Here is a 22,471-nt window from a genome sequence, read left to right on the forward strand (position 1 = left end):
CCTCTATTTCATTAGGATTGCTAAGATATCCTCAATTTCCTTCATTTTTTCATCAGCATCTTTTTCTACTATCGCTCGTTTCACACAAGAATTCAAATGTCCATTTAATATATGCAAGTTTGCCTTTTTCAATAAGGATGTAGAAGCCGATATTTGATTGGATATATCAATACAGTATCGTCCATCTTCAATCATCTTTATGATGCCTTCAATTTGACCTTTTGCTGTTTTTAAATTTGCTAAAGCTTTTGCTCTTTCATCTTTCATAAATGCCTCCCCCCTGGGGTGTCAGGGTACGTTCCTATTGTATAAGATTGTTTCTCGTATGTCAATTCAAACACTCTCACTTAAAAACTAAAAAATCAAGGATGTAAAAATTCCTTACAAAATACAAAAGGTTCTTGAAATTACATGATGTTTTTTACAAAGTACGTTATAATAAATACATCGTGGAGGTACTATCATGAGGAAAAAAATAATTACATCTTTATTATGCTTTGCTATGTTCTTCTTATCCATTACTACGCTTACTGCCAAAAGCGACACTTTAAGTGCAGATGGAAAGTTCCATATCGTTAGTGTGGATAAAAAAGGAAATTATGAAATCGTAAATACTTTTGATAGCTATGCAGAAGCAAAAGTTTCGCATACGCTACTCAATACCAAATATAACAATCTAGGAATTACTTATGGCGATTCCTTCCTCTATGTGGATCAAGGTGTAGTTTCCTTCGATAGCAGTGCAAGCTGTGATGTGAATACAGAATATACCTTAGACAGCGGTGGGGATAGCGGATATTTAAATGGCTGTTATGGAAATGATGCAGCTTTCTTAGAATATAATGTAGCAACCAACAAAGTGAAATTTAAAATCTCTGGTGTCGTTGGATGGGCAAATGCGGCTGATGTTACGATTTACCCTTATGAAAAAATACCTAGTGTTTCTTCTTTTGTGGTAAAAGATGAGGTGCTTTATCATCGATTAAAATCTAGTGCCTTATCCAAAACATATGCAAACTCTATCTCCCTATCTAGTGCCCCTTCCTATCTAAAAGAAGAAACAACCTATTATAGTTATGATACACATTATTTTTACACTTCTTATAAAACTATGATGCAGGATTATCGAAACAATACGTATAAAAATGCGGTGAACGAATCACAACCATACTATAATTATTATCAATATATGGATCATCGTTCTTCTTCCTCTTACACCCCAAAACAATTAGAATCCTATCTGAAAGATGCTTTGGGTTTTAATCAGACAATTACTGATTTTTATGACAAAGATAATTATATCCATGATATTTTGACACAATCTCTACTCTTTCAAGGAAGTGATGCATTCTTCCAATATCAAAACCAATTTGGTTCTAATGCGCTCATGATGTTATCCTTATCCTTAAATGAAAGTGCTATAGGAAGAAGCTATATCGCTTACAACAAGAATAACTTATTTGGACATGCAGCTTATGATTCCAGTGCAGAAGAAAGTGCTTCTCGCTATGCAAGTGTAGGCGCAAGCGTATACTCTCATGCTCTGCATTATATTTCAAAGTCTTACTTAAACCCACAAGCGTTCCAGTTCCACGGAGGATACTTCGGAAATAAAGCTGGTGGTATGAACGTATCCTATGCTTCCGATCCTTATTGGGGTGAAAAAGCAGCACAGTACTATTATCAAATCGATGCAGCATTAGGCTCTAAAGATCTCGATCAATACGCGATTGGAATTAGCCAACAAAAAGAAGTTTCAGTATATACAAAGGCTGAGAAAAAAGCAGATACTCTGTATACCATTCCAAAGGGATACGATGGTTCCTTTATCTTATTAGAAAAAGTTAAGAATAAGAGTGGTACATGGTATCGTGTACAAAGTGATGTTGCCTTAAACAAAAATAAAGAAGTATTAGAAGATGGAACTTATCCATACAAATATAGCTATGGGTTTGTGAAAGCATCTGATATTGATGTTGTACGCAATCAAAAGAAAGTCGATGCTAAAAACTATGTGACCCTTACCTTTGATGCAGTAGATGGAACATTCTATCCAGATAGTTCAATACTTACTATGCAAATTGAAAATGGAATGACACCTGTTATAGGTGATCCTGTTAAGACAGGCTATTTATTCAATGGTTGGGATATCGCCTTAGAACCAGCAACGAACAACCTTACATATAAAGCAACCTATAAAAAAGTAAAGAGTATGCAATTGATTGAAAAACCTGCGGTTACTTATAATGTTGGAGATACATTGAACATAAAAGGTGGTAAGGTTCGTATTGATTTTGAAGATGGAAAAACCAAAGAATTTGATTTGACTACGGATATGGTAAGTGGATTTGATAATGCAAATGAAGGAAAACAAAATATTCAAGTTCAAGTTGGTGGAAATATCACCCATTATGAAATTGAAGTTACAAAATCCAATGATGAACAAAAACAAGTATTACTGGAACGTGCAGCCTATATTATAAAGACCTATAGTGGAAAAACAGGACTTACACAAGAGGCAATGGAGGAACTTATACGTTTCCGTGAAGATATCTCCAAAGTAAAAACATCAATTCTAACACGTGATCAAATTCGTGTAATTGATCGTATATTACAAGAAAATTTATCTCCACGCTACAGTGTTATTATACAAGACGACCTCTTTGATTTACAAACATCTGGTCTTGCGCTTGCTTTACAAGGAGAACAAGGGTTCTTACATAAGATTATGCCTAAAACAATTAAGATTGAACTAGATGAAGGTATCAAGGATGAACAAGAAGAATTAGTCAAGAAAATCGCGAATGCGAATGGTATGGAAATCGCATCTATGTTTACCATTGATGGAACCGATGATTTCTCTTCCTTGAAGCCAAAATCAGATATGGTATACTCTCTTAAAAAACCTAAAAAAGATAAAGATAATCGAAGTTATCGTGTCTATTATATCGATGGAGAAGATGTCTACCAGCTCCCTTCCTCACAAAGTGCATCTAGAATTCTATTTACAAGTGATAAGTTAGGAAGTTTTGCGTTGGTATATCAAAATGTGGATAGTGTATCTCAAGATCAAGATTTTAGCGAAGTTAATACGATTGCGCATAATGGAAAGAATTATATCATGAGCTACATTATACTACCGATTGCGATTGGTATTATCCTCATTATTGGAGGTATCCTTTATTTGTGGTATCGAAAAAAACATAAGAAAACACATAAAAGAATCCATCCAAAAGAAGTACAACAACAGCCAATTCAAGAAGAAGAAAGAAATCACGAATAACTTGTGATTTCTTTTCATTTCCTATACAATACTATATACGAGGTGATAACATGAACAGAAATGAAATAGAAACAGAATTAACATGGGATTTAACCAGTTTGTTTAAAGATCAAAACGCTTTTGACGAACAATATGAAGAAGCCCAACAGCTTCTTACTAAGTTGAAGTCTTATAAAACACATATTGCTGATAGTAAAGAAACCTTTATAGCATTTATGGAAGATGACGAAACTTTCTCTCGTTATTTAGATAATTTATATTCTTATGCAAAAATGATGACGGATGTAGAACCATCTAGTGAACAAGGACAAGAAAACTTATCAAAAGCTGCTATGTTGTACCAAAAGACCATTGTAGCTACGAACTTTGTATCTTTGGAAATCATTGCACATAAAGAAGAAATTGAAGCCTTCTTAAAAGATGAGGACTGTAAAGATTTCATCTATCCTATGCAAGAAATATTCCGCACTATTCCGCATCGTTTAGACGATGAAAAAGAAGCTATGCTTGCACAAGTAAGCGAACTACAACGTATCCCTGGAGAAACCTATGATAGCTTGCGTTTAGAGTATCCTAGTGTTGTTGTGAATGGAAAAGAAGAGTTCTTAAATGATGGAACATACTTTCAATTCTTAACAAATAAAGATGCCTCCATACGTAAACAAGCCTTCGAAAACTACTTTGGAGAATATAAACGTTACCAAAATACATTCATGAATTTACTAACTGGAAATGCAAAAGCACAAGTCTTTGAAGCTCGCACACGCCATTATGGAAGTGCATTAGAAGCAAGTTTATTTGGAGATGGTGCAGATACTACCTTATTCTATAAAGTATTAGATATGGCAAATGTGAAACATAAAAAACCGCTTCATGAATACTTTGCTTTTCGTAAACAAGTATTAAACCTTGAAGAACAACACCCATATGACATCTACCTTCCGTTAGTAAAGAATGTAGAAAAATCATATTCCATCGATGAAAGCTTTGAAATCCTTGCTAAAGCACTTGCGCCTCTTGGCGAAGAATATATTTCTTTACTTCATAAAGCAAGAGAAGAGCGTTGGATTGATTTCCTTCCTTGTACTGGAAAAATTGGTGGTGCGTATTCTGGAGGAAGTCATGATTCCAAGCCGTTTATTTTGGCAAACTTTAACGAAGATTATGAATCCTTAAGTACCTTAGCACACGAATTAGGACATTCTATGCATTCCTATTTTTCACGTCGTGCGAACCGTCCATTATTGAGTGGATACAAAATCTTTGTAGCTGAAGTCGCTTCGACTGTAAATGAAATATTATTAAATAAGTATTTGTTGGCTACAAGTGATGATAAAGATTACAAAGCAACGTTACTCAACAATCTATTAACGCAATTAGTTGGTACACTATATCGTCAACCTATGTATGCGAAATTTGAATGCAAGTTACATGAAATGATTGAACATGAAGAAGCAATTTCTTCTCAAACACTTACACAAATATATTATGACTTAAATGTTGATTATTTTGGAGATAGTGTGGAAGTGGATGAATTACAACGTTATGGTTGCTACTACATCCCTCATTTCTATTACAACTTCTACGTATATAAATATACATTAGGTATGTCTGTAGCATTAAGCTTTGTGAAAAAGATATTAGCTGGAGATACAAAAGACTATTTAAACTTCTTAAGCAAAGGTGGTAGTGAAGCCCCTATTGATGAATTGATACATGCAGGTGTAGATCCTAGAGAAGATGGGGTTTATGATGATGCATTTACTTTCTTCAAGGAAACACTAGATGAATTAAAGACAATTCTATAACAAACAAAAGAGGCAAAAATTGCCTCTTTTGTTATCCTGTGACCGTTTAAAACTATGTTATGAAAATGATACAGTGATTCCCTTATCATTAAAAAGAAAACTTATCGTAATACTCCATATTCTCTAGTGGTGTAATATCTTCTATAGGATTATCATCCAGTCTCAATTCATAAAGGTTTTTAAGCTTTGTAAGAGGTGTTACATCACTTACGTAATTCGCCTTCAAGGTAATAGAACTTAAGTACTGACAGCTCTCTAGAGGGCTTAGATCCATAACACCGTTATGATCCAAACGAAGAGATGTAAGATTGATCAAACCCTTCAAGGGAGATACATCCGTAATCACATTATCATAGAGATCAATACTACTCAATTTTACAAGATCTTTTAAAGGTGTAATGTCTCGAATATCGTTGTGTGATAAACCAACACATTCTAAATTCTTCATTCCCTGCATACAAGTAATATCTTTAATATCATTATCCCCTACATCTAATGTTGTCATATCCACGCAACCATTTAATTCATCGATATCGGTAATGTGATTGTTATACACATTGATTTCTACTAACTTCTTCGCATTGTTCAAGAAATCAATATCCTTCAAATAACAACTACTTGCTTTAAAGTAACGTAAATTTTTCATATTTTGAAGTACCTCTGTATGAATCAAACGATTCTCAGAAACATCCAGCTTCTCCAACTTCGTAGAAGATTCCAATACTCGTAAATCACATAACCCACTTTGTGTAGCACGCAGTTCTTTCAAGTTTTTCAAATACTTCAAAAAGCTATAGTCCTTAATATTATCAAATGATATTTCTAATACTTCTAAATTCTCAAATTCTTTTAAGATGCTAAGGTCAGTTAAGTATTGGTTATTGGTTAAATTTAAAGAACGCAGTGTTTTCTTCATATATTGAAGTGGTGATAAATCAGAGAATAGATTTGTAGATAAATCTAGAACTTCAATATATTTTAAATACGTAAGATCACTTATGTCGTACAACCACATCTTGTTCATGTGAACTTCTTTTAAATTCCCTAACATTCCAAGAATACTTAATGGAAATGGTCCATTTTCAATCCCTACATGTAGTTTCTCTAATTTCTTCACATTTTCCAAATACGATAAATTATCCACTTTACTACGTTCTAAATTCAATTCCTTTAAATTGATCATTGCCGCAAGGGCGCTAACATCCATCGTATACAAATTATTACGTGATATATCCAAACGTTGTAGTTGTCGAAATTCTCTTAATGCCTGAATATCACGCAGCATATTTTTAGATAGGTTCAAATATTCAATCTCTCTTAAATCTTTAATAGGATCTAAGTCTTCGATGGCATTCCCACAAAGATCTAAATAATTCAAATTCACCGCATGCTGTAGTCCCTTCAAAGAGATAATTCCCATGGATCTCGCCGATAACATGGTGAGCTTTTCCATATCCGCTATCGTAATATCTTCAGGTTTCATTTGTAGGGTTCTTGCGATTGCTTCACGCAAGGCTTCATCCTTTATCAACATATATATCCCTCCAGTTTATACACTTGTTTTATTAGTTCTATTATACCCCAAAACACAGGAATCTGAAACTGCTTTCAAAAGAAAATAAAAAACACAGACTTTACAGCGATTTTGATTGACAATAGTTTGGTTACATGGTATGGTTTAAAAGTAATAAAAAGCAATAACTATGATTTCACAGATTGAAATTGTATTTATGTGGCTCAATGTACAATGATTCAGTTTGTGATTCTTTTATACACTTGAGTGCTTCTTATTCAACATGTTTAAGGAGGTACTAAAAATGAGTACAGGTAAAGTAAAATGGTTTAATGCAGAAAAAGGATTTGGATTCATCACTACTGATGAAGGAAAAGATGTATTCGTACACTATTCAAGCATCAACATCGATGGTTTCAAAACTTTAGAAGAAGGACAAGCAGTTAACTTCGATATCGTAGATAGCGATCGTGGACAGCAAGCTTCTAACGTAACTGTAGCTTAATTCCATCATAAGCCGAAGAAGGTTCAGCAATGCTGAACCTTTTTTTTAATAGGAAATTTCTATTTGTAGACAAACTACAAAATTTTTAAAAATCTGCATTATGAAATAGAAAGCTAGATAGTTGTTAGATTCCATTATTTATTTTACGAAAATATAGGAGGAACAAGGTATATTTTAAGGAGAGCATCAAAATATATCATATATAGAATTGCATCTTATTTGTACTATGTTATACTATGAAAAAGACAAGGATGGTGCTCATGAAAACAGTGACGATGTCACAAAGGTTCTACTATCAAGAACTTGAAAAAAACGTTAGAGAATGTGTTCGACAGGACATTGAAACGTATGCGTCAATGCTTCATAAAGCTTATCGTATGTTATATGATATCTACTTTTATAATGCACCAAAACCACAAAACATGTGCAAAGATTTAAAACAACAATATCATACCAGTGATTATCTTCCTCTTTCTGCTATAAATGAGGCAAGAGGTATTTTGAAGTCAACGATTGAATGTAATAAACGACAACAATTATCCTCATTAAAAAGGATTCAACGTGTAGAGAAGAAAATGAAGAAAATCACAACTAAGATAAATCTTATACAAGAACATTTAAGTGTATATATAGAAATAAGTAAACAACATAAAACAACAGAGTTAGACTATCTCATGGAAATCGAAGAGAAGGCAAATTTGAAAAGCCTTATGCATCAGAAATCCATGCTTTGTTTTCGACTTCATAGAGAACGATTTCATCTTAAAGGTCTAAAAAAGCGCGTAAAACAAGTAGGTTTTGGTGGTAGAAAAAGAATGAAAAAACAATTCGCAATGTGCAAGCAACATGAAGAATGGAAAAAAGAGTTTCAACAAGCACGAATGAACCGTATGGTGATACCCCGGTAGACGTCAAGGAAAGTATGGGAATAATATCTTTAAATATCATATTGATGAAAATACCTTAGTATATAGAAGTATACAAAAGGACATCGTATTACCGATCGAGTTTCATTACGATAAAGAAGAACTCGTTCGAGCAGTGAAGATGAAACATAATACATCAGGAAAAGCGATAGCTTATGAAATATGAGATTATGGAGAATATTTTATTATCAAAGCAATCGTAGAACTTGTTGAAAAAAAGCTTGTGAAACAAACCTGTTATGGAACCATTGGGATTGATTTGAATATTGATCATATGGCGGTATGTGAAACAGATGATAAGGGAAATGTCGTTAACACAAAAATATATCGCTTTGATTTAAGTAAAAAGACAAGCAATCAAAGAAAGGCAATTTTACAACAAAGTATCAAGAAATGTTTTGATGATGTAAAAGCAAGACGAAAACCAATCATCATAGAAGAGTTAGATTTTGAACAAAAGAAGATGGAACAACTTTATAAAAAGAAGAAGTATAATGCAATGTTATCAACATTTGCATATGCGCAAATCAAAGAATATATCATAAGAAGATTTTATAGAGGAGGAATAGAAGTCATTTGTGTTGATCCAAGAAACACTAGTCAAATAGGAAAAGAAAAATATAGGAAAGCAAAGGGGATGAGTATCCATATGAGTGCAAGTTATGTAATTGCGCGAAGAGGTATGGGATATAAAGACACAGTAACATAAGAAGATTATGATGTAACCATATTATGATGATGATTACTAGAAGATAGTTACATTGTGATATGGATGAAATTACATAATGATCAAAAAAGTCCATTATGAGGAAAACAGCGAACCACTTTGTATGTGTGAGCATACGAAGAAGGCTATTCATAATCATAATGGATTAATGAGGGAGCAAGAAATCCACTCATGTTGGAAGATGCAAATCTTTTCAATGATTCATTTATGAATCACTTTCTTGTCGCCTATACAATTCATTCACATGGTGTTAGAATATAGGAAAGGGGGGATCAGCCATGGATCGCTTAGAAATTATTCGCGGAATTGTCGATCAATATATCGCCAGTATACAAGATGAATCAACGAAAAAGTTTGCCTATATTCATACGTATGGGGTTTCTCAAAGTTGTGCAATGCTTGCAATACGAAGACATGCAAATGTAGAATTGGCTTGTATTGCGGGAATGTTACATGATATTGCTCGCTATGCAGAAAATCATCCACATGTAGGTCATGCCAAACGAAGTGCTATCCTATCGAAACAGATTCTAGAAGAATTGGCTATTTTCACAGAAAGTGAAATACAAATTCTAACTAATGCCATTTTCCAACATTCAGATAAGATGTTAAGAGATGGTGGAGAAATCAGTGAGATATTGAAGGATGGAGATGTCTTACAGCATTACTTGTACAATGTTAACATTGAATTATCCCCAAAGGATAAATTCCGTTTGTTTTATTTATTAGAAGAGATACACTGCGATACAAACAATACTTTATAACAAAAAAAAGTGATCACTGATCACTTTTTTCTATCTCCATAACACGCCCCACAATACCACCTTCCAACATAACTTTGATGCCTCTTGGATGGTTGCTAGAATTTGTTAGAATTCTAGCGACAACACCCTGTGTAAGCTTTCCACTACGTTGGTCTTGCTTTTGTACGACCTGTACGCTAGCACCTATTTGTATTTGACTACGATTTGTTATACTCATCGTTATTCTCCTTATATATTATTTACCACGAACGCCTTGCTTTGGCTTTCTTTGTGTATTCCCTTTTGCTTTATTAGCAAAGGGTTTGGGCGTCCCTTTACGCTTATCTTTTTTCGCATATGCATCTGGTTTACCCTTTTTTGGATACTTCGTCTTTTTAGGAGTATCTTTTCCAGCTTCCTTACGAGTACTCTGTTTCGCTCTTGGTGTACTACTTTTTGATGAGCGTTGTTTCTTTTTAGGACTTGGTGTAGTAATCATCATAGGATATCCATGATCACGATCCACTGGAATATTGATACGAATAAGTTTTTGAATATTCTTAACCAATTCTACTTCATCGATATCCGCAAAAGAAATTGAAGTACCTTCATTACCAGCTCTACCTGTTCTTCCTATACGGTGTACATACGCTTCTGCTTCTTGTGGAATATCATAGTTGAATACATGACTCAATTCATTCACATCAATACCACGCGCCGCTATATCCGTCGCGACTAAGACTCTGCTCTCTTTATTTTTAAAATTCGATAACGCAATTTGTCGTGCATTTTGTGATTTATTTCCATGAATAATTCCTGTATCTATATTCTGTTCTAATAAAAACTTTCCTAAACGATTGGCATTGCTCTTGGTTCTCGTAAATATCAATGCACTTTCTACTTTTTCTTTCTTAAGCAAATCCAACAATAAGAATTTCTTATTCACCTTATCTACATAGTACAATGACTGCTTAATGTTATCTACAGTGGATGATGGAGGCGTTACTTCAATGGTAATTGGATCATGTAATAATGTTTGTGTTAAAGCTTTGATTTCTTTTGGCATCGTTGCACTAAAAAACAAGGTTTGTTTTTTAGCTGGAAGACTAGCAATAATGCGCTTCACATCAAATAGAAACCCCATATCTAACATACGATCCGCTTCATCTAGAATAAAGATTTCCACTTGATTGATACGTATAATTTTCTGTTTCATTAAATCCAACAAACGTCCTGGTGTCGCAATCAAAATATCAACACCTCGTTTAATTGCTTCTTCTTGAGGGCGTTGAGAAACACCTCCAAAAATTACTGTGCTTTTGATATTGGTATGTCTTGCATAGGCATGAATGTTTTCTTGTATTTGAATCGCCAATTCTCTGGTAGGAGTTAAGATTAAACTTCTTATCTTATTTGGCTCATGTTTGTGCAATCGTTGAATGGTAGGAATGGAAAATGCTGCAGTCTTCCCTGTTCCAGTTTGTGCACATCCTAAAATATCTTTTCCCAACAATGCATGAGGGATTGCTTTTTCTTGAATTGGAGTTGGCGTTGTATATCCTTGTTCTTCTACTGCTTTTAAAATTGCTTCGTTAATTTCTAATGTATTAAATTTCATAAGTTTCCTTTTCTATAAGCCCAAAAAAGCGACACTATTAAGCATCGCTTTCTTGCTACTTGTTTATGTCTAACATACAGTGTACCATAGATTGTCTAAAAAACCTAGTATTACTAATGTTTTCTGCAATTCCCATAGTATAACACCCTTATACTTTACAATTCATGATACCTCATAAGTATGAATTTCTATTCACAGATTGCTGGTACAAACAGCGTTGTTAAGTTATCCAATACGAAATCTTGATCGATTTCATATAAAGGCATCCATGAAAGAGATTCCTCTGAAGTTCCTGCTCCACGTACGACGCACACCCTATGCTCATCAGGGTACGCTTCCATTAAATCCATCTTCACTTCTGATGCGCTCATTTGATCATATACTTGAGGAACAATTAGATTCATAGATGGATTTAAACTATCTATGCGCATCGCTTGTGCATCCATCATCATAAATCCATCAATAGGATCTATATGAAGAGTGGCAAACATCGCATCTAGAAAACTTTGACCTCCTATGATTTTCACATCCACTTCTTGCATCAATACCTTTACGGCATATTCCGCAACACATGGATGTCCTGGAACTGCATATATAATATCTTTTGTTTTACTGGCATTTTTAAGCGTCGATATAATTTCTTCATACACTTCTTCAAAGGTATCGTATTTTTCATATACATCATCAAAGCTTGTATAAGGAATATGCTCTTCTTCGAAAAATGACATCATAGGATGATGATCAGTACGTAAATAAATCGGATAAGGCTTCTTTAAAAACTTCGCAACACCAATTGGTAACTGATCGACATCTCCAGCACCTAAACCCACAATATATAACATAATTACCTCTTTCTTAAGATATGATTTCTTAGTATTCTATACTGTATAGTATACTATAAAACAAACGTTTTCGTATACTTTTCTAGTGTTTCTTATGTGCATATAAAAAGTACACGCATTGTGTACTTTTTCATAGACTCTAAACTATACTTATTGTATACTTTTTAATAAATTCTCAACACTTTGTTTACTTACGACTTCATAATCACTTTCATGACCCGCAGGACCATAACAGTAATTCACACGTTCTCCACAAGTTGTTTCATCTTTGAACCAATCTTTACAAGAAGAGTGGATTTGTTCAACACCAGTATAAGCAATCAATTCTTTTGCGTTACTAGCATTTACTCCACATCCTGCTAGGATTTCAATTTGTCCTTTGAAGCGTGCTTGTAATTTTTTTAATACATCTTTTCCTTCACTTACATTAGGATAAGTTCCACTTGTAAGTACACGGTCTACTCCTAAATCAATAAGTGTTTGCATTGCTTTGTATGGATCACTCACGCAATCAAATGCACGATGATACACAACTTCTTTGCCTTTTGCTTTGGCTAAATCAATCAAACATTTACTTTGTTCAACATCGATATTTCCTTGCGCATCTAAGCATCCAAATACAATCCCATCTGCTCCATGTTCCAACATATCTTTGCATTCTTCAACCATAACTTCAAAATCTTCCTTGATATAATGAAAACCCGCACCTCTTGGTCGTATCATTGTAATAACGGATAGATCCGTGTGTTGTTTTACCAAACGTAATGTTGCGACACTTGGTGTTAATCCACCCATATGCAATGCACTATTCAATTCAATACGTTTTGCCCCACCTGCTTGCGCCTGTAAAGCATCATAATAACTTCCGCAACAAATCTCTACTTGTATATCCATGATGATATCCTCCTATTTACGGACATTGTAATGCATTCCAGGAATCCCTGCACTTGTCATTTCATCAATGTCCAATACTTGTTCTAGTTTTTCTTCGCTCATCAAATCATGTTCTAAGATAAGCTCTTTTAATTTCCGATTTTCTAGCAATGCTTGTTTTGCCATTTTTGATGCATTTGCATATCCAATATGTGGAGCCAATGCAGTCGCTGTTCCTAATGAGTTCTCCATAACTTCACGACAATGTTCCTTATTCGCAATGATTCCTACAATCGCATTGTCTCTTAATGTATAACATGCATTTGTTAGTAAATCTACCGATTGAAATAAATTATAGAAGAGCACTGGTTCAAATACATTTAATTCCATTTGTCCCGCTTCTGCAGCTTTGGTAATGGTTGTATCGTTACCAAACACTTGGAAACAAACCTGATTACATACCTCTGGTATTACAGGATTTACTTTTCCTGGCATAATAGAACTACCTGGTTGACGTGCTGGTAATAAGATTTCACTTAATCCTGTTTTTGGTCCAGAAGCCATTAAACGGATATCGTTACACATTTTGGATAGATTTACTGATAATGTTTTTAATGAACCATGAGCAAATACAAATGGGTCTACATTTCTTGTACCATCGACCAAGTCTCTTGCACTTGTAATATCCATTTGTGTAATTTCTTTTAAATAACGCACACATATTTTCTTATAACGTTCATCCGCATTGATTCCTGTACCTACAGCAGTTGCTCCCATATTCACAGATTTCAAATCTGAAAAGGATATTTTAATTCTTCTAATATCTCGAACAATACTCGTCGCAAACGCATGAAATTCTTGTCCCATACGAATTGGAACGGCATCTTGTAAATGCGTTCTACCGAGTTTAATGACATCATTAAACTCAATACTTTTATCCAATAGGGACTCTTGTAAAATCATCAATTCTTCCAACAGATGTTCTACTAAGAATAAAGCAGTAATCTTACCAGCTGTAGGAAAGACATCGTTTGTAGACTGTCCAAAGTTCACGTGATCATTTGGGTGTATGAAATCATAAATTCCAATTTCCTTGCCTGCTAATTGTGCTGCACGATTAGCAATGACCTCATTAGCATTCATATTGGTACTTGTTCCAGCACCGCCTTGAATGACATCGGTAATAAACCATTCATCTAGTTTTCCCTCAATCACCTCATCACAAGCCATGACAATGTATTTCAAACGTTCATCATCTAAATGTCCACATTCATGATTGGCAAGTGCACAAGCCTTCTTTATCATTCCTAAAGAATGTATCATTTGTGGATGTGTTTTGATCATTGTGATAGGGAAGTTCTTTGTAGCACGTACGGTTTGTACACCATATAAGGCTTTTTTTGGTACGGCGATTTCTCCCAGTGAATCACGTTCTATTCTGTATTCGTTCTCCATAGTTTTCTCCAACTTCTATTTTGCTAAGTTATATAAGCTTAACGCATATATTTTCGCGTTCATAATAATATCTTTGATATCCATCCATTCATCTGGATTGTGTCCAATTCCCTTTTGTCCTGGGAAACTTGGACCAAATGGTACAATGTTTGGCATTGCTTTTGCATAAGTACCTCCTGTTGTAGTAACAGGTGTTCCATCCATTCCACTAACTTCTTCATAGGCTGCTTGTAATGCTTGTACCATAAAACAATCTTTTTCAAAGCGAACAGGATCATAGTTATGAATCAATTCTAATGTACAATGTTCACCCATTTTCGATTGTATTTGTGCTTGTATTTCTTCAAGTGTACAACAAGCAGGATAGCTTAATGTAAACTTGAATTCCACTTCTTCTAGATGACTTTGCAAGTGATACCCTCGCATCTGCATTTCTCCGTATTCTTCATCGTGATAATCAATACCTAAACGATTGCCATTTGGTGCGCTTTCTAGGAAATAGGTTGTTACCACAGAGAAGAATTCACCTAAGTATTCTTTGGTCGCACTTATACGAAAATTAGCACGTCCTCTTTCTCCATATACCACAGGATACTTACAATCTGGTGTCCATCCCATGATAGGTGGCTTTTCTTTTTTAAGATAGTACGTTAAATCTTCAAAACCACTTTCTTCATCCGTACCAAACATGATACGAATCTGTTTTGACAACGGTAGTTGTAATCGTTTCAAAGCATAGAGTGCATATAAACAACTCATAATAGGCCCTTTGTTATCTAGTATCCCACGTGAATAAATACGTCCATGTTCATCTGTATATCCACTAAATGGTGGATGTGTCCAACCAACACCTACTTCGACTACATCCAAGTGTCCCATAACTCCAACGTAGTCTTCACTTTCCCCATATTTTGCATATCCCACATAGTTGTCTACGTTCTCTGTTTCAAAACCAAGTCTTTGAGAAATCTCTAACGCTTTATCTAACGCTTCTTTGATTCCTTTTCCAAATGGTGCATCTACACATGGTTCACTTTTTACACTGTCAATTTTTACAACTTCTAATATTCCTTGTATCATCTCTTCAGAAATTTTATCAATTTCTGCTAGTATCTGCTCTTTCATATTACTTCTCGCTAAGTGGTGCCATTCTTGTCTTCATGTAGTTATCTAACCATTCTTTGCTAGCTTCTTCATGTATACATTTTCCATTTACATTCTTTGTTAAATAAACAATTGGTTTTTGTGTTTGTGTTGCGACTGCGAAAGAGAATCCTTCAATGTTTGTAGATACACCCCATTCTCCTTTGTTGTTCATCGCAATCAACGATAAATCTCCTGCCTTACCACGACGTCTTGTTAATTCTTCATCCAATTGAGCAACCGCAATATCACAAGCCTCTTGTGGATGTTTCCCTTCTTTCATCAAGCGCACGATTTCATAGGAGATACATCCTTTCATTAGATCTTCTCCTAAACCAGTAGCACTTGCTCCACCAACCAAACTATCCACATAGAATCCAGAACCAGAAATTGGAGAATCTCCAACTCTACCCTTCTTCTTCATAAACAATCCTGATGTTGAAGTCGCCGCTGTCATATCACCATGATTATCTAAACATACCATACCTACTGTATCATGTCCACTATATGGTTTAATCTCTAATTCTTGCACTTCTTTTACACGATTTTTGTAGTGAATCTTCGCACGATCACTCAACATGTTCTTACGCTCAAAACCTTCTTTATGTGCAAATTTCTCTGCGCCCTCACCAACCAATAAGTTATTTACTTTTTCTTTACTTAAACGGCGTGCAATACTAATTGGATTTGCGAAATCTTTGATTGCCGCAACAGCTCCTATATCAAGTGTTGTCCCATCCATATATGCCGCATCTAATTCTACTTCCATTTCTTCATTTGGAAGTCCACCATATCCTACGGATTTATAATATGGGAAATCTTCTACCTCTTTGATTGCGACTTCGATTGCATCTCCGCTGATACCATCGTTTTCAAGCATTTCACCAGCTTTGCTAATTCCTTCTACTGCCATTCTCCAAGTTGCTATAATACCCCACATAATCATTCTCCTCTCGCTTTATTTTCAGCTTTTATTCCCCTCTATTATAATACCATTTTAACACTTCTTTACTAAGTTCACTTCCTAAAACTTAGGAAACTCATTTTAATCTTTTACAAAGTTCATAAATCATGGAAATAAACATATATTTTCTTACTATTTTACTTTATATGTAAAAGAAAATGCACCTCTTATATCGATGTAAGGGGTGCATTTTCGCATTATTCTATAAACCCAAAAATATGTTCTGGATGTTTTTCCATATGATAGTACCTTTTATCAATGAAGCGATTAAACTCATTCCCTACCTCTAGGAAATGAGTTTAAAAGTTTGCTATTTCCTCTCATCCTACTCTTTTTACAAACTATCGTATAAAAAATTATATTTATTACAAAATGAAATATATATATATTTATAAAAAACTATGTCTAATGAATGTTTAATTTCTATAGTTACAGTTTTGTATGATGGACTTTACAAGCATAAAACGTCCATTTTCATGAGCAAATACTTGTTTGCGTACTTATATTTCCCTCTAGACGTATAAAAGTCTATGATTTCATCAATAACAAATATCTTGCGTTCAATCTTTTCGTTATCTTTCAATGATTGCAGATTATTCAAGAGTATTTCAATATAATCTTCATCATTAGTATTATGATGGAAATTTGACCATAATATGTCTATTTGTTGCTTAAGGATTTCATCATTCATCTCATATTTAATAGTTTCATAATAATCACAAAAATCAGTTTCATTAGAAAGTTGATAGTATGAATACAATTTTTTGAATTTGGAATCATCATTTAATTGCACTAAAGAGTCATAAATATGTAATGCTTCTCTATAATCTTTCATATCAACACTTATTTGTGCGATTTGGCTCTTAATAAAAATAGATATTTCTTCTGTAACTTGAGAATTAAATAATAACTCATTCAATAATTCTCTAGCTTTTTCATACTCTTTGCCTTGTCTAAAAATAATTGCTTCCTGCACTATTGAATACATTAATCTATTAAAATTCTTTTCTTCATAAAAGCACCGATTTGCTTTATGAATATTAGTATATGCAAGAATCAATCTATGCTCAAGTGTTAATGTTATTGCATATTGATAATGTGTTATTCCTGAAATCTTTTCAAACCGACCTAATTTCAATGCTTTGCATAAATATTTATCACTTGCGATTGTATTCCCTTTGTTTCTATAGTAAATACCAAGATATGTATAAAGCACATTCTTATCAAATTGATTATAAATGTCAACGTTCTCTTGCAACGTTCTTACTATCTGTTCCAAATCGCTTGTGATGTTTCTGCTTATAAAGTATACAAACTTGCCTAACCAATACCTTGGAGAAAAATCATAAGATAAAATAAGGCTTTCTTTTTCTAATAAATCGCTAAAAAGTCTATCACCTTCATCTTTTACATCATCCAAAATCGCTAAAATAAAATTATTTATTTTTTCGCGATATAATATACTCTTGTTTTTAAATTCTTGGTAATTCAATTTTAATTGTGTAAAAATAATGTCCAATGCATATTCCAATTTCTCCGATTTATGAATTTTGCCCTTCTCTATTAAACTAATATAAGAACGACTATACTTACATTTATATGCAAGTTGATTAACATTTAAATCCAGCATTTCTCTATGTAATTTAATAAAATTACCAATATATTCTAACTCATCCATATTTTCCACCCTATAAAAGCTCCCTTTTATTCTGCTGACGAAGCAATTCTATACTATATTCATAATATTTCAAAATAAATATATAGTCCGTTACTATGCACTTGCTTCAATCAGAATTAAAAAATTGTATACAATATAAATCTGCTAAGAAGCATGATAATGATTCCAATTACATAATTGTACTTTTTAAATTTGTCAAAAAGGAATATGGGAATCATCAAGATGCAAATTATGAAATTAATAACAATATCTAGTAAGTCAATCATTTGATAAAGAACATAATCAACAACTATGTTCATAATTACCATCACAACAATGGATAAAACCATCTTTTTTATCATGTATATGATGTATTTTTTCTTTCCAATTCGATTGATTATAAAAGAATTAACTTGTAAGTACCTTACTAAAAAATTACTTAGTAAGAAAAGATAGAATGCGATATTTATGATAATTATCAACAAATAGAACATTCTTTCACTTGCTCTATACTTTAGAATTAAATATAGAGTTGGATTAAAATCTATATAAAGTGATATTGTGAAACTAAATATAACTATTAGCAAAATAGATTGAAATAAATAATTTCTAAATATACTCTTCATCTTTTACTAACTTTCCGTTCTTAAGCTCATATCTACAATCAAATTCAAGCCCATTTAACTCGTCATGAGCAGCAATAATAACACACTTTTTTTCTCTTTTTGCATCTTGAACAAGTTTATAGAACTGTTCAATACTATCTTGATCTAATCCTCTAGTAGGTTCATCAAGTAAGATTAAATTTTGATTTTCCATAAATGCTTGAATAATTCCAACCTTCTGCCTCATGCCGACTGAATATTTTGCTATTTTTGTTTTGTTATGAAAATCTAAATGAAATGCCTTACACATAGCATTTATCTTATCTTCATTATAGTTCCCTTTAAAATCTGCTAAAAATTTAAGATTTACCTTTATGGATTCATTCTCTAAAAAGCCTGGATTTTCAATAAGCGCGCCTATCTCAGCATCATTATCAAATGTAATTTCACCTTTATCGGATTTTATGATATCACTTATAAGTTTAAATAACGTTGACTTACCACACCCATTCACACCATATACATAAATAAGTTCGCCATACGTTGCAGTGAAATTCAAATCATTTAAAACGCAATTCGAATAAAACTTTTTTGATAAACCTTTTATATTAATTATTTCTTTTTTCATAATTGATCTCCTCGTTAGTTAAAAAACTTATCTGCCCATGGAACTATAATTGCATATCGAAAAACAAAATTAATCATCAATGGAAGTATTATGTATAATATATTTCGCTTACACCCTATTTGCATTAAGATAATCACTTCTTCAATTATATAGACAATCGTATTCAATATAATAAAAGTGATTATAAGACTTTCATATCCTCTTGGAACCTCAAAAAACATTAAAGCACTTCCATATAACAAAGTACAAAAAACTAGTAAGCTTAAAATAGATAACTGAACATTCAATTTATAATATTTCTCTATTTTAACTCTTTGTATAATATTCGTTGAGATACCTTCCATAAGACATGTTCTAGAATATGCATATATGATATACGCAACATTCAATACAGTGGTAATATAGTTTGAAGATATAAACAATCCTACCATATTATCAATACCATAAGTTGCGATTGGTGTTAATGCAAATAACACAAGCAATATAAGAATGCGACTTAAAGTAAAATAATTCTTTAGTACTTTAATCATAAGTATATTCTCTCTTATTGGCTATATGGAGTACTATAATGGTAATCACCAAATAAAAGAAACAAGGAAGAATAAAAGAAAGGTATGCCGAATTGAATAGTAAATGTCCGTTTAATAATTGTATTCCTGGATTCAGTAGATTTGGCAAAAACAAAAGACTACCAACATCCAATAGATATTCTAAGTTCAATTTTCTATATAATGTTACAAAAATTATCGCAGGAATTGCTGTCAATAAAACAGAGAATATCACACCAAAACCTCTTATTACATAAATATTCTTTATAAATTTACAAATTGCGAACAACAAATTTGAAAAAACTGTAAAACCAAGAGATGTTGCAGTAATATAGATGATAAGATTCAACAGATAATCATGTGAGAAAACATTTGCATAATTGCTATAGTTAGTTTTTTCAACTAAGGATAAATCAAATGGTGCTATGAATATATATACAAGTATCAAAAGAACGATTTGAATTAGCAACATGTATAGAAAAGAAACAATAGAGTTTATGATAATATTAGAGTTATTGTATTTTCTATACCCTATCCTTGTTTTACACACATACGAAAACTTTGTATCCTTATAGGAGGTTGTATCCGCCGTATGTAGGTTTGTAAGAGCTATATAAAAAATGAAAGGCAACCATATTGTTAGTGAAGTAGTTTGCATATAATAAAAGCATTCTATCGAAAAGGTTGATGTAAACAACTCATTTGTTTCCTTTAAATAACTTGACATCTCAAAATAGCCTTCTGCATTAGAAATATAAAAGAAAGCTAGTACGGTTAATATAATTGAAATTATTAAAAAAATTATTTTGTCTTTTCTAATGTTTTTGAAATAAGAAACAATCATAATTAAATCCCCCTTTTTTTTATTATATCAAGCATCTTATGTAAAGTAAATCACAAATATGTGAAACATTTACTAAAAAAAAGCTAATGAAACACATAATTTCACTGATTTTATTCTCTTGTTTCATCACATATTTTACATATATTTTTTATTTAATATGGTACCATTGAATCAGAAAGGTGCTTAATATAAGCAAAGGTAATATTATGAAGAAAAAATTATTTGGTATGCTTTTTGTTCTTGCTTTTATGTTTGGTATCACCGATACACTTATGGCAAGATCATGGACAACAGGAGTGCAATTCATTAACATCCCAGGTGGAGGAAGTACAAAAACCAATTATAACAAGCCAAATGCAAAGACATCGTCTGATAGCTCAGCTTCCATTTATTGTACAAGAAGAACAGCAGCTCTATCAAATGATGCGAGATTGGTTAATTCTGAAGGAGCTGGAAGATCAAGTTGGATTGGGATAAATGAATTTAAACTTGTTCATCCAGGCACCTCTGCAGTTAATGGGTATTATACATATGCTTCAGTTCGTAGTCATTCCATTGAATGGGGAAACAATAATGATGTTGTATTGGACTTCTCTGCTGACTATATCAGTAAATAATATTCATTAATGCCGCACAAGGATATTTCATCATAAAATAAAAAACGCGTAACGCGTTTTTTATTTTATGATACCAAACATATGTTCTGGATGTTTTTCCATTTCTTCTAGAATCATGTGCTCATCTTCACAAATATGAGCAACTAAGTTTCGTTCTCCATCATTTTCAATATCCATCAAAATAATTTCCACTTCTCCACGATAATGCATTAAGTTATCGTTGACTACAACGACATCTCCACGATGAAACATCTTTTGTTCACAAGAGCGTGCAGGAATAGGTTCTTCTTTAAAGAAGAAACGTGGCAATGAGCTACGAATATAATAATCACTAGCATCTTGACGACCAGTATGTGGATAATTGAATAATGCTTTTCTCTCAATCTCACTAATTCCTTCTTCAAGTTGGATCTTAATGGTTGTCTTACTTAAATCTACATTCGACATTGCTTTCAATTCATCTTCACTAGCATATGTGTTCCCAATTAAAATATCATCGATCAATTCACAAGCCAACATATGACGTACTTGAACATCAATCGGTTTTTTACGGTGAACTTCAACCGTTGGTAAACCTGCGGATACAGGCCAAGGCCCAAATGTATTTGCTTCATTGCTAGATACAAAGGCTGCAGTACGTAAGCCTAAACTCTTCCATTTTTCATTTAACTTCATAAACAATTTCCAACTGATACCGCTGTATCGTTCTGGATAAAAGTTATGACAAACAATCACATTATGCGGATCTGCCCCATGTTTCAATAAGTAATCAAGAGTAGAATCAGCGCTTCCGTTAAATTCTATCTTTATTTGATATTCATTGTGTGTAATAGCACGATCTAAGAAATCATCGAAATGTCCATCCAAGCGAATGATATCTACTTGCATATCATGGAACACTTTCAAATCCAAAGGGGTCGCTCCTAAATGTTTGAATACTTCTGGATTGGTATCGACAGCTACTTCAAACCCTAATGCATGTGCACGCTTCATAAAATCTGAAAACTCTTCTATGATTTCTTCTTTTGATTTTTTAACTGATAATAAACAAGTAAAGATTCTAGTAAAACCATATTTGGCGGCTACTTCCATATAGGCTTGATCTTTTTCTGCTGTGGAATGCTCTGGGTATAAACTAATTCCTAACTTATGCATACAATGCCCTCCTAGTT

The 22,471-nt window shown here is 33.1% G+C and carries 21 protein-coding genes; 7 read left to right on the forward strand and 14 right to left on the reverse strand.

The genetic code is table 11. The features are described 5' to 3' along the window. Positions 1-3: 3 nt before the first annotated feature. Complete coding sequence (locus ACWG42_RS04390; RefSeq protein ID WP_455790348.1) at positions 4-267, reverse strand: metal-sensing transcriptional repressor; 264 nt, start codon at positions 265-267, stop codon at positions 4-6. Positions 268-463: 196 nt separating this feature from the next. On the opposite strand from ACWG42_RS04390, the gene ACWG42_RS04395 reads away from it, so the two are divergent. Then, positions 464-3,283, forward strand: coding sequence for a glucosaminidase domain-containing protein (locus ACWG42_RS04395; RefSeq protein ID WP_455790350.1), 2,820 nt, complete (start codon positions 464-466; stop codon positions 3,281-3,283). A 50-nt stretch (positions 3,284-3,333) separates the two neighbouring features. Beyond that, the gene (gene pepF, locus ACWG42_RS04400; protein ID WP_455790352.1) at positions 3,334-5,091 is read left to right on the forward strand and encodes an oligoendopeptidase F; all 1,758 of its coding nucleotides are present in this window, start codon (positions 3,334-3,336) and stop codon (positions 5,089-5,091) included. An 88-nt stretch (positions 5,092-5,179) separates the two neighbouring features. Here pepF and ACWG42_RS04405 read toward each other — a convergent pair whose 3' ends face one another. Then, positions 5,180-6,625 (reverse strand): leucine-rich repeat domain-containing protein, encoded by a 1,446-nt coding sequence (locus ACWG42_RS04405; RefSeq protein ID WP_455790353.1) that lies wholly within the window; start codon positions 6,623-6,625, stop codon positions 5,180-5,182. A 283-nt stretch (positions 6,626-6,908) separates the two neighbouring features. On the opposite strand from ACWG42_RS04405, the gene ACWG42_RS04410 reads away from it, so the two are divergent. From ACWG42_RS04410 to ACWG42_RS04425, 4 genes are all read left to right on the forward strand, one after another. Then, entirely contained in the window at positions 6,909-7,109 is a 201-nt protein-coding gene (locus tag ACWG42_RS04410; RefSeq protein ID WP_455790355.1) for a cold-shock protein, read from the forward strand. A gap of 260 nt (positions 7,110-7,369) precedes the next feature. Further along, on the forward strand, positions 7,370-8,017 hold the full coding sequence (locus ACWG42_RS04415; protein ID WP_455790356.1) for a hypothetical protein: 648 nt from the start codon (positions 7,370-7,372) through the stop codon (positions 8,015-8,017). A gap of 241 nt (positions 8,018-8,258) precedes the next feature. After that, positions 8,259-8,744: an IS200/IS605 family accessory protein TnpB-related protein gene (locus ACWG42_RS04420; RefSeq protein WP_455790358.1), complete on the forward strand. Its 486-nt coding sequence runs from the start codon at positions 8,259-8,261 to the stop codon at positions 8,742-8,744. Positions 8,745-9,040: 296 nt separating this feature from the next. Beyond that, entirely contained in the window at positions 9,041-9,526 is a 486-nt protein-coding gene (locus ACWG42_RS04425) for an HD domain-containing protein (protein ID WP_455790359.1), read from the forward strand. A gap of 13 nt (positions 9,527-9,539) precedes the next feature. On the opposite strand, the gene ACWG42_RS04430 is transcribed toward ACWG42_RS04425, so the two are convergent. The 11 genes from ACWG42_RS04430 to ACWG42_RS04480 all read right to left on the reverse strand — a co-directional run bounded on the left by ACWG42_RS04430 (position 9,540) and on the right by ACWG42_RS04480 (position 20,310). Further along, positions 9,540-9,743 (reverse strand): YwbE family protein, encoded by a 204-nt coding sequence (locus ACWG42_RS04430; RefSeq protein ID WP_455790360.1) that lies wholly within the window; start codon positions 9,741-9,743, stop codon positions 9,540-9,542. Positions 9,744-9,761: 18 nt separating this feature from the next. Next, positions 9,762-11,123, reverse strand: a complete 1,362-nt coding sequence (locus ACWG42_RS04435) for a DEAD/DEAH box helicase (protein ID WP_455790361.1) — start codon at positions 11,121-11,123, stop codon at positions 9,762-9,764. Between the two features lie 188 nt (positions 11,124-11,311). Then, positions 11,312-11,965: an SAM-dependent methyltransferase gene (locus tag ACWG42_RS04440; RefSeq protein ID WP_455790362.1), complete on the reverse strand. Its 654-nt coding sequence runs from the start codon at positions 11,963-11,965 to the stop codon at positions 11,312-11,314. Positions 11,966-12,115: 150 nt separating this feature from the next. Further along, positions 12,116-12,859 (reverse strand): copper homeostasis protein CutC, encoded by a 744-nt coding sequence (locus tag ACWG42_RS04445; RefSeq protein ID WP_455790364.1) that lies wholly within the window; start codon positions 12,857-12,859, stop codon positions 12,116-12,118. Positions 12,860-12,871: 12 nt separating this feature from the next. Then, positions 12,872-14,293 (reverse strand): aspartate ammonia-lyase, encoded by a 1,422-nt coding sequence (locus ACWG42_RS04450; protein ID WP_455790366.1) that lies wholly within the window; start codon positions 14,291-14,293, stop codon positions 12,872-12,874. Positions 14,294-14,308: 15 nt separating this feature from the next. After that, entirely contained in the window at positions 14,309-15,418 is a 1,110-nt protein-coding gene (locus ACWG42_RS04455; protein WP_455790367.1) for a Sapep family Mn(2+)-dependent dipeptidase, read from the reverse strand. Position 15,419: 1 nt separating this feature from the next. Further along, positions 15,420-16,376 (reverse strand): N(4)-(beta-N-acetylglucosaminyl)-L-asparaginase, encoded by a 957-nt coding sequence (locus ACWG42_RS04460; protein WP_455790369.1) that lies wholly within the window; start codon positions 16,374-16,376, stop codon positions 15,420-15,422. A gap of 475 nt (positions 16,377-16,851) precedes the next feature. Further along, complete coding sequence (locus ACWG42_RS04465) at positions 16,852-18,078, reverse strand: helix-turn-helix domain-containing protein (protein WP_455790371.1); 1,227 nt, start codon at positions 18,076-18,078, stop codon at positions 16,852-16,854. Positions 18,079-18,666: 588 nt separating this feature from the next. After that, a complete protein-coding gene (locus ACWG42_RS04470) occupies positions 18,667-19,290 on the reverse strand; it encodes an ATP-binding cassette domain-containing protein (protein ID WP_455790373.1) in 624 nt (207 codons plus the stop codon). A 14-nt stretch (positions 19,291-19,304) separates the two neighbouring features. Further along, positions 19,305-19,820 (reverse strand): hypothetical protein, encoded by a 516-nt coding sequence (locus ACWG42_RS04475; RefSeq protein ID WP_455790375.1) that lies wholly within the window; start codon positions 19,818-19,820, stop codon positions 19,305-19,307. Beyond that, a complete protein-coding gene (locus ACWG42_RS04480) occupies positions 19,813-20,310 on the reverse strand; it encodes a hypothetical protein (protein ID WP_455790376.1) in 498 nt (165 codons plus the stop codon). Before ACWG42_RS04480 ends, ACWG42_RS04475 begins: the two co-directional genes overlap by 8 nt. Before the next feature lie 578 nt (positions 20,311-20,888). On the opposite strand from ACWG42_RS04480, the gene ACWG42_RS04485 reads away from it, so the two are divergent. After that, on the forward strand, positions 20,889-21,299 hold the full coding sequence (locus tag ACWG42_RS04485; RefSeq protein WP_455790377.1) for a hypothetical protein: 411 nt from the start codon (positions 20,889-20,891) through the stop codon (positions 21,297-21,299). Positions 21,300-21,359: 60 nt separating this feature from the next. Here ACWG42_RS04485 and ACWG42_RS04490 read toward each other — a convergent pair whose 3' ends face one another. Next, a complete protein-coding gene (locus ACWG42_RS04490; RefSeq protein WP_455790378.1) occupies positions 21,360-22,454 on the reverse strand; it encodes a DUF871 domain-containing protein in 1,095 nt (364 codons plus the stop codon). Between the last annotated feature and the right edge of the window lie 17 nt (positions 22,455-22,471).

Source organism: Amedibacillus sp. YH-ame10, assembly GCF_053848885.1.

Excerpts from the sequence above, each read along its gene's own strand:
- ACWG42_RS04390 (WP_455790348.1), bottom strand. The coding sequence starts at position 267 with ATGAAAGATGAAAGAGCAAAAGCTTTAGCAAATTTAAAAACAGCAAAA.
- ACWG42_RS04395 (WP_455790350.1), top strand. The coding sequence starts at position 464 with ATGAGGAAAAAAATAATTACATCTTTATTATGCTTTGCTATGTTCTTC.
- pepF (WP_455790352.1), top strand. The coding sequence starts at position 3,334 with ATGAACAGAAATGAAATAGAAACAGAATTAACATGGGATTTAACCAGT.
- ACWG42_RS04405 (WP_455790353.1), bottom strand. The coding sequence starts at position 6,625 with ATGTTGATAAAGGATGAAGCCTTGCGTGAAGCAATCGCAAGAACCCTA.
- ACWG42_RS04410 (WP_455790355.1), top strand. The coding sequence starts at position 6,909 with ATGAGTACAGGTAAAGTAAAATGGTTTAATGCAGAAAAAGGATTTGGA.
- ACWG42_RS04415 (WP_455790356.1), top strand. The coding sequence starts at position 7,370 with ATGAAAACAGTGACGATGTCACAAAGGTTCTACTATCAAGAACTTGAA.
- ACWG42_RS04425 (WP_455790359.1), top strand. The coding sequence starts at position 9,041 with ATGGATCGCTTAGAAATTATTCGCGGAATTGTCGATCAATATATCGCC.
- ACWG42_RS04430 (WP_455790360.1), bottom strand. The coding sequence starts at position 9,743 with ATGAGTATAACAAATCGTAGTCAAATACAAATAGGTGCTAGCGTACAG.
- ACWG42_RS04435 (WP_455790361.1), bottom strand. The coding sequence starts at position 11,123 with ATGAAATTTAATACATTAGAAATTAACGAAGCAATTTTAAAAGCAGTA.
- ACWG42_RS04440 (WP_455790362.1), bottom strand. The coding sequence starts at position 11,965 with ATGTTATATATTGTGGGTTTAGGTGCTGGAGATGTCGATCAGTTACCA.
- ACWG42_RS04445 (WP_455790364.1), bottom strand. The coding sequence starts at position 12,859 with ATGGATATACAAGTAGAGATTTGTTGCGGAAGTTATTATGATGCTTTA.
- ACWG42_RS04450 (WP_455790366.1), bottom strand. The coding sequence starts at position 14,293 with ATGGAGAACGAATACAGAATAGAACGTGATTCACTGGGAGAAATCGCC.
- ACWG42_RS04455 (WP_455790367.1), bottom strand. The coding sequence starts at position 15,418 with ATGAAAGAGCAGATACTAGCAGAAATTGATAAAATTTCTGAAGAGATG.
- ACWG42_RS04460 (WP_455790369.1), bottom strand. The coding sequence starts at position 16,376 with ATGTGGGGTATTATAGCAACTTGGAGAATGGCAGTAGAAGGAATTAGC.
- ACWG42_RS04465 (WP_455790371.1), bottom strand. The coding sequence starts at position 18,078 with ATGGATGAGTTAGAATATATTGGTAATTTTATTAAATTACATAGAGAA.
- ACWG42_RS04470 (WP_455790373.1), bottom strand. The coding sequence starts at position 19,290 with ATGAAAAAAGAAATAATTAATATAAAAGGTTTATCAAAAAAGTTTTAT.
- ACWG42_RS04475 (WP_455790375.1), bottom strand. The coding sequence starts at position 19,820 with ATGATTAAAGTACTAAAGAATTATTTTACTTTAAGTCGCATTCTTATA.
- ACWG42_RS04480 (WP_455790376.1), bottom strand. The coding sequence starts at position 20,310 with ATGTTGCTAATTCAAATCGTTCTTTTGATACTTGTATATATATTCATA.
- ACWG42_RS04485 (WP_455790377.1), top strand. The coding sequence starts at position 20,889 with ATGAAGAAAAAATTATTTGGTATGCTTTTTGTTCTTGCTTTTATGTTT.
- ACWG42_RS04490 (WP_455790378.1), bottom strand. The coding sequence starts at position 22,454 with ATGCATAAGTTAGGAATTAGTTTATACCCAGAGCATTCCACAGCAGAA.